The organism is Gemmatimonadales bacterium (genome assembly GCA_030697825.1).
GTDB lineage: Bacteria > Gemmatimonadota > Gemmatimonadetes > Gemmatimonadales > JACORV01 > JACORV01.
The window spans coordinates 1-6,475 of the sequence record JAUYOW010000322.1 but is presented as its reverse complement, the minus strand read 5'-3'; the positions used below and the strand labels follow the sequence as shown (position 1 = coordinate 6,475).

The following is a 6,475-nucleotide window of genomic DNA, read 5'->3' as shown; positions in this document are numbered from 1 at the left end:
CGCTTCCACGAAGCCGTCGGGCGGATCGTCGATCAGCTCGGGCGCCCCGCTCGCCGCAGCGGCGACAACCACAAAGGAAGGACCAAAGTGTTACCAATCAGCTGAGTACAAAGTGTTACCTATCACTTGGACCGTTCAGCGGTGCCTTAGCGGGGCGAGGCCCGCAAAGGGCCGAGCGGGCTCGGTGCGCACCCCGTGGGTTCCATGGTGTATGCGACGGCGGTGATCTGCCAGCCGGCCTGTGTGCGCACCAGCGTGAAGGCGTCCACACCACAGTGTACGAACTCGCCGTTGCGATAGATGTCGTATGGCGCCCAGAGGATCGCGAGCGGACCATGGACCATGACCGTAGGATCCCACATGCGCTCCACCAGCGTGTCCCGGCTGTCCGCGAGCTGGCGAAGCCACGCCGTGCCGCTGCGCTCCCGGTAGGTCACCGTTTCGGCGCGCCGCACTGCGTAGTGCATGCTGCCCGAGACCTGGATGCGCGCTAGGGCCGCCGTGTCGCGGGCGGTCATGGCGCGAAAGAACTCGTTCACAACGGCGACTACGGAGTCGCGCGGGGCCTGGGCGTAGCTGAGCCCGGGGTCCGCGAGGAGTGCGGCGGCAAGGAACGCAAGGCTGGGTGCGCGCATGAACCTCCCGTAGCGCTTCACGCAAGCGCCCAAACTAGGTCTTTGCTGTAATTGGGCCGCTCTGGGGCCGGCCATACTACTGCGCCCCCAGCTCGTATCCCGGCCGGCGAGGTGGCGGCGCATCGGCGTTAAACGTGCGCGTTGGCTGATGATAGGGCAAGAGAGAACTGTGCCGGCGACTGGGTTGGGGCATGTTGAGTGCGCGCGTAAGGGTTTTCGGACTACCGGCGGTCGGCGGGGCTGCGGACGGCGAGGCCGCCCCGGTTCAGGACGTGAGTGTAGATCATGGTCGTCGCCACGTCCTGGTGCCCCAGAAGCTCCTGAACGGTCCGGATGTCGTACCCGTCCTCCAGAAGATGGGTGGCGAAGGAATGTCGGCCTAGTCGCTCAACAGCGCTCGCTGCGCCGCCTGCCGCCGCCTCAGCTCGTAGACCTGCGCGATCTGGCCGCCCACCAGGAAGACGAAGGTCATGTAGTACGTCCAGCCCACGAAGAGCAGGACCGCGCCGAGGGTGCGGTCGCTCACCAGCCGGTCCGTCCGCGCCAGCCCAGTGAAATAGAGGCTGAGCAACTGCTTGGCCAGCTCGAAGCCGAGGCTGCACGTCACGGCCGCCACCAGGGCCGTGTCCCAGCGCACCCGGCGTGCCGGCACGTAGCGGAACACCACGAGGAAGAGGACCACGACGAAGCAGAAGGCGAGGAGCTGCGCCAGGAAGTATTCGAGGAAGCCGAACCGGACGTTGCTCTGAGCGAGCAGCGCCACCCCCTCGCTGAGGGCGGTGTTCGCGACGAACAGCAACCCAGTCACGAGCACCAGGGCGACATCGGTGAGCTTGCCCCTGAACCAGGAGCGCGTCTCCTCGGTGTCGAAGACCTCGCAGAGCGCGGCCCTGAGGGAGCCGAACAGCCGGGTGGAGAACCAGACGAAGAGCGGGATGCCGAGGACGCCGAGGGTCCCGCGCGACTGCACCACCCGCTCGAGCAGGCGCATCACCGGCTCGAAGGGGTCCGCTCCGGAGCGGGCACGCGCCGGCAGGAACCGGCGGAGATACTCGGCCAGCTCGACCTGCTGGGCGTCGGCGCCCGCCGAAAGCAGGGTGCCTACGAGCCAGAGGATGAGGAACAGCAGGGGGATGGCCGCGAGGAGCGCGTCGAAGGTGAGGCCGCTGGCGAGGAACGGGACGTTCGACTCCATCGCGCCTTCGTAGACGCGGCGGACAAATCCGCGCACATCGTGCCAGACGAAGAGCCAGCGGTTCTCGCGGCCGGCTCGCACGGGAGCGGCTACGCGACGGGCTCCTCTTCACCGCTGGACCGCCCCGCGCGACGCGCCTCACGCGCCTCGACGAGCCGGCGCTCGAGCTCCTCGCGGGCGGTGCCCGCGGCGGCACGGCCCGCCTCGACGACGTCACGCGCCACCTGCTTCCCCTCGTGCGCGGATCGCTTGGCGCTCTCGATGCCTTCTTCCACGCGCGAGCGCGCCCGCTCGTAGCCACCCGCCACCATCTCCTCCAGCTCCCCGGCCTTCTCGGACGCGAGGTCCTTGAGCCGGCGGCCGCGGTCGCGGACTTTGGCGCGCAGCTCCTCGCCCTTCATGGGCGCGAACAGGAGGCCGAGCGCCGCGCCTATGGCGAGCCCCCAGATGAAGGGCGCCACGGGCGAACCGTGCTTCTCGACCACTACCACCTCTTCGTCGTCGTGACGTGCCATACCCACCTCCTTACACCCAATCTAGACCCAATCAGACCTCGATGACCAGACCGTCGTAGGCGGGCCGCACCGCGGCCGGAAGCTCCGCCTCCAGCTCCGCGTGTCCCGTCTCGTGGGTGAGGTGCGTGAGGAAGGTCCTCGGCGCACCGATCGCCAGCGCCGCCGCCACCGCCTCGGGGATCGAGAGGTGCGTCGGGTGCGACCGGTGGAACAGCGCGTTCAGCACCAGCACCTCGATGCCCGAAAGAGCTGCCCGCGCCTCCTCGGTGACCTCTTTGGCGTCGGTGACGTAGGCCAGCGCGCCGAAGCGGTAGCCGTAGACCAACGTAGAGCCGTGGTCGAAGGCGATCGGCGTGATCGGGATGCCCGCCACGCTGACCTGCTCCCCCGGCTCGAGCGCCGTCACCGTGAGTGCCGGCCTCGACGAACCGGGGATGGGCCGCAAGTCGGGATCGAAGATGTAGTCGAACCGCGCCTGCATCCGGTCCAGGGAATCCCGGGGACCGTAGACCGGCAGCGTACCGTGCCTCCCGCCGGAGAGAGCGCGCAGATCGTCGATGCCGTGGGTGTGGTCCGCGTGGTCGTGGGTGTAGAGCACGGCGTTCACCGAGCCGATCCCCTGCCGGACGAGCGATAGCCTCAATTCGGGCGGAGTGTCCACCAGGATGCGGGTGTCACCGTCCTCGATCACCACCGCCGTGCGCCCGCGCCGGTCGCGGCTGTCGGTGGAGCGGCAGACCCGGCACCCGCACCCGATCTGCGGCACGCCGAATGAGGTCCCGGTGCCGAGGAAGTGCAGCCGCACCGGCTAGACTTCCTCGACCTTCATCATGTTGGTGCTGCCCGGCACGTCGAAGGGCACGCCGGCCATCACGACCACTCGATCCCCCTTCTTGGCGAAGCCGTGGACCAGGATTCGCTCGCGCGCCGCGTCGAGCATCGCGTCGTAGCGCGGCGGCTCGTCCGTCAGCATCGGCACGACGCCCCAGATGAGCGCCAGCTGCCGGAACACGCGCGCGTCGTCGGTGACGCCCATAATGGGCATCGGAGGCCGGTTGGCGGCGATTATCCGCACGCTGGAGCCGCTCTTGGTGAAGGTCACGATGATCGGCACGTGGAGCATCTGGCCCGCCGCGACCGCCGCGGTCGCCACGGCGGTGTTGGTGTCGGCCGGCATGCCATACTGGCGCTGGCGCTCCTCGCGCCGCGGCCGGTCCGCGTCGTGCTTCTCCATCTCGCGGATGATTCGGTCCATCGCGAGCACCGCCTCCCGCGGGTATTCGCCCGCGGCCGTCTCCGCGGAGAGCATAACCGCGTCCGTGCCGTCGAGGATCGCGTTGGCCACGTCGGAGGCTTCGGCGCGGGTCGGGCGCGGGTTGTGGATCATGGACTCGAGCATCTGGGTCGCGGTGATGACCGGCCGCCGGTACTGGATCGCGAGGCGGATGAGCCGCTTCTGCACCAGCGGCACCTCCTCGAAAGGCAGCTCGACGCCCAGGTCGCCCCGTGCCACCATGATCGCGTCGCTCGCCTCGATGATGCGGTCGGCGTCCTTGAGCGCGGTGTCCTTCTCGATCTTCGCGATGACCCTGACGCCCTTTGGAAGGAGCCCCCGCAGCTCGGCCAGGTCCTCCGCGCGCCGCACGAACGATAGCGCCACGTAGTCCACGTCGTGCTCGCCGGCGAACGCCGCATCGGCGCGGTCCTTCTCCGTCAGGGTGGGCGCGGAGACCTCGACGCCGGGGAGGTTCATCCCCTTGTGGCTCTTGAGCTCCCCGCCGTACAAGACCCGCGCCTCGACCAGCGACCCTCGCACCGCCGTCACTTCCGCCGAGAGCACGCCGTCGTCGAGGAGGATGCGCGCACCCGGGCGCACGTCCTTTCCGAGGTTCTGGTACGTGGTGGGGATCTGGTCCGCACGCGCCTCGTCCTGGGGCGCGAACACGACCGTCTGCCCTGGGGTGAGCGTGATGGGCTTCGCGAGATCGCCCACGCGGATGCGCGGGCCCTGAAGATCCAGCAGGACGGCGACCGGCCGGCCCGCCTCCTCCGCCTCTTTCCTGACGATCGCGATCAGCTCGGCGCGCTGATCGGCCGTGCCATGGCTCGCGTTGATGCGCGCCACGTCCACTCCCGCGGCGATCAGGGCTGCGATGGCCGAGGGCGTGGATGAAGCCGGGCCCAGCGTGGCGACGATCTTGGTGCGGCGGACGGTCACCCTAGAAGATAACCTCGACCCCGATCCTCACCACCCGCGGCGGGCCGTAGGCGAACAGCGGCTGGAAATAGTCACGCGCGGCGGAAAGGAAGAGCGGGAAAAGCTCATCGCGGCCACCGATGACGCCGTTCCCGTCGAGGTCCCCCGCGGGCCGGTACCGCGGCGATTCATACGGGATATCCTCGGGGTGGGCCGCGTAGGCCGCCTCCGCGGCGTCCTGGATGCCCTGCTCGCCCAGCCCCGGCTCGCCGTTGTCGCGACGCACGGCGATGATGTTGCGGCGACCGATCAGGTTCCGCGCGTCGAAGTACACGCTGCCCGCGATGCCGCGCAGGCGAAGCGGCCGCCGCACCAGCAGGTCCACCGTGGAAGTGGAGGGCAGGCGCCAGCTGTTGGGGAGGCCCAGCAGCGTGTCGCCCGTCGCATTGGTCCGCGAGAAGGGGAGTCCCGAGCTCCAGCGCACGATCGCCGCGGCTTCGAACCCGCGCACCAGGAAGGCGCCGGGAAGGTGCGGGCCGGCGCGGTCGCTCACCCGCGCCTGGAGGATCGCGGTGACGCCGTGTCTGCGGTCGTAGTCGAGCGGGAACTCGACCCGCGCCGGGAAGATCGTGTCGGAGCCGCTGGGGTCGATGCGGATGCGCCTGAACAGCTGGAAGGCGTTGGTCGCCGTGGCCGAAGCCTTCTGGAGCGTGTACGCGACTCGAAAACCCCAGCCCCCCACCAACTCGCGCTCGTACAGTACCTCCACCCCCTGCACCGTGCCGTAGTCGGTGTTGCCGAAGATCGTTGAATCGGGGTCGAGCCCGAACGGAACCGACGCGACGAGTCCCTCCAGGTGCTTGGCGTAAGCGTTGACCCGCACCGAAGTGATGGGCGAGGGGCGCGCCCGCAGACTGAACTCGTACTGCGACGACTGCTCGAAACCGATGTTCGGGTTGCCGATGCGGAAGCGGCCGGTGCGAGTAGAGTCGTCGAAGGCGGCGTCCACGAGGTACTGGTAGTCCGGCGCCTGGCTGAAGCGCCCCCAACTTACCACGACCGTGGCCCCGCGCAGCACGGTCGAGACGCCGAACCGCGGGCCGAAGTTCCGCTGAGCGCGCGCCTTGCCGGCCGCGCTGTCACCGAGCGACTTGCGCGAGTCGAACTGGTCGTAGCGGAGGCCGAACGTGAAGGCCATGTCCTCCCAGCGGAGCTGCGTCTCGCCGTACGCGGCGCCCGAGACCGGGGAGAAGCGCGCCGCGGTAGTGGGTGGCACGTCGCCGCCCACGGGCCGGTATCCGAGGGCGCGCTGGAAAGTGCGCACGTCCTGCCGCACCACCTCTCCGCCGAAGTAGAAGTCAACGTCGCGGCCGGCGCCGTAGTTGAGGTCCAACTGCGAGCGCAACTCGCTGAAGCGGTTCCACGCCAGCTCGCCCCGGCTCCCGCCACCCAGGAAGAAGGCCGGCACACCCCAAGGCGTCCGCTCGCTCATGAACGGCGTGTCGAAGCCGGGGATGGGCTCGGCCGAGGCGGCGGTGTCCTGGGCACGGGCGATGTCCTCGCCCACGAACCGCAGGGCGCGGCCGGTGAAAGCGCCGAAACGATAGGTGGGATCTCGGGTCGGACTGCCGCGGAGGAACTCGCGCGCGAAGTAGGCCACCCGGATGTCGGAGATGAGACTGCGGCCGGCGCGTCCTCCGGAGGCGTATTGCCAATGGCCGCTCACGAGGTTTCCGGTGACGCGGCGCGCCGGCCCGAAGTGCTCGTCGTACTTGTACGCTGGGTCGTAGAGGAGCCGCTGGTCGTCGGAGTGCAGCCCGAAGAGGCGAACGGTGTGGTGCGCGCCCAGCGGGATCATGAGCTTGCCCGCGAGGTCAGCCTGCTCACCGCTGTTGTGGGGAAGCATCTCCGGGCGCGCCGCGCGCGGGTCGAG

At 69.3% G+C, this 6,475-nt stretch carries 6 protein-coding genes and 1 pseudogene; all 7 read right to left on the bottom strand.

Features of this window, described 5'->3' with window-relative positions:
- Positions 1–146: 146 nt before the first annotated feature.
- Positions 147–635: a hypothetical protein gene (locus tag Q8Q85_16140; GenBank protein ID MDP3775789.1), complete on the bottom strand. Its 489-nt coding sequence runs from the start codon at positions 633–635 to the stop codon at positions 147–149.
- 221 nt (positions 636–856) lie between these two features.
- A pseudogene (locus Q8Q85_16135) lies at positions 857–1,012 on the bottom strand (tyrosine-type recombinase/integrase).
- A 2-nt stretch (positions 1,013–1,014) separates the two neighbouring features.
- Positions 1,015–1,911 (bottom strand): YihY/virulence factor BrkB family protein, encoded by an 897-nt coding sequence (locus tag Q8Q85_16130; GenBank protein MDP3775788.1) that lies wholly within the window; start codon positions 1,909–1,911, stop codon positions 1,015–1,017.
- Positions 1,912–1,919: 8 nt separating this feature from the next.
- Positions 1,920–2,345 (bottom strand): YtxH domain-containing protein, encoded by a 426-nt coding sequence (locus Q8Q85_16125; protein MDP3775787.1) that lies wholly within the window; start codon positions 2,343–2,345, stop codon positions 1,920–1,922.
- 31 nt (positions 2,346–2,376) lie between these two features.
- Entirely contained in the window at positions 2,377–3,150 is a 774-nt protein-coding gene (locus Q8Q85_16120; protein MDP3775786.1) for an MBL fold metallo-hydrolase, read from the bottom strand.
- 3 nt (positions 3,151–3,153) lie between these two features.
- Positions 3,154–4,563 (bottom strand): pyruvate kinase, encoded by a 1,410-nt coding sequence (gene pyk, locus Q8Q85_16115; protein MDP3775785.1) that lies wholly within the window; start codon positions 4,561–4,563, stop codon positions 3,154–3,156.
- Position 4,564: 1 nt separating this feature from the next.
- Positions 4,565–6,475: hypothetical protein (locus Q8Q85_16110; protein ID MDP3775784.1), on the bottom strand; the 1,911-nt coding region annotated here is incomplete at its 5' end.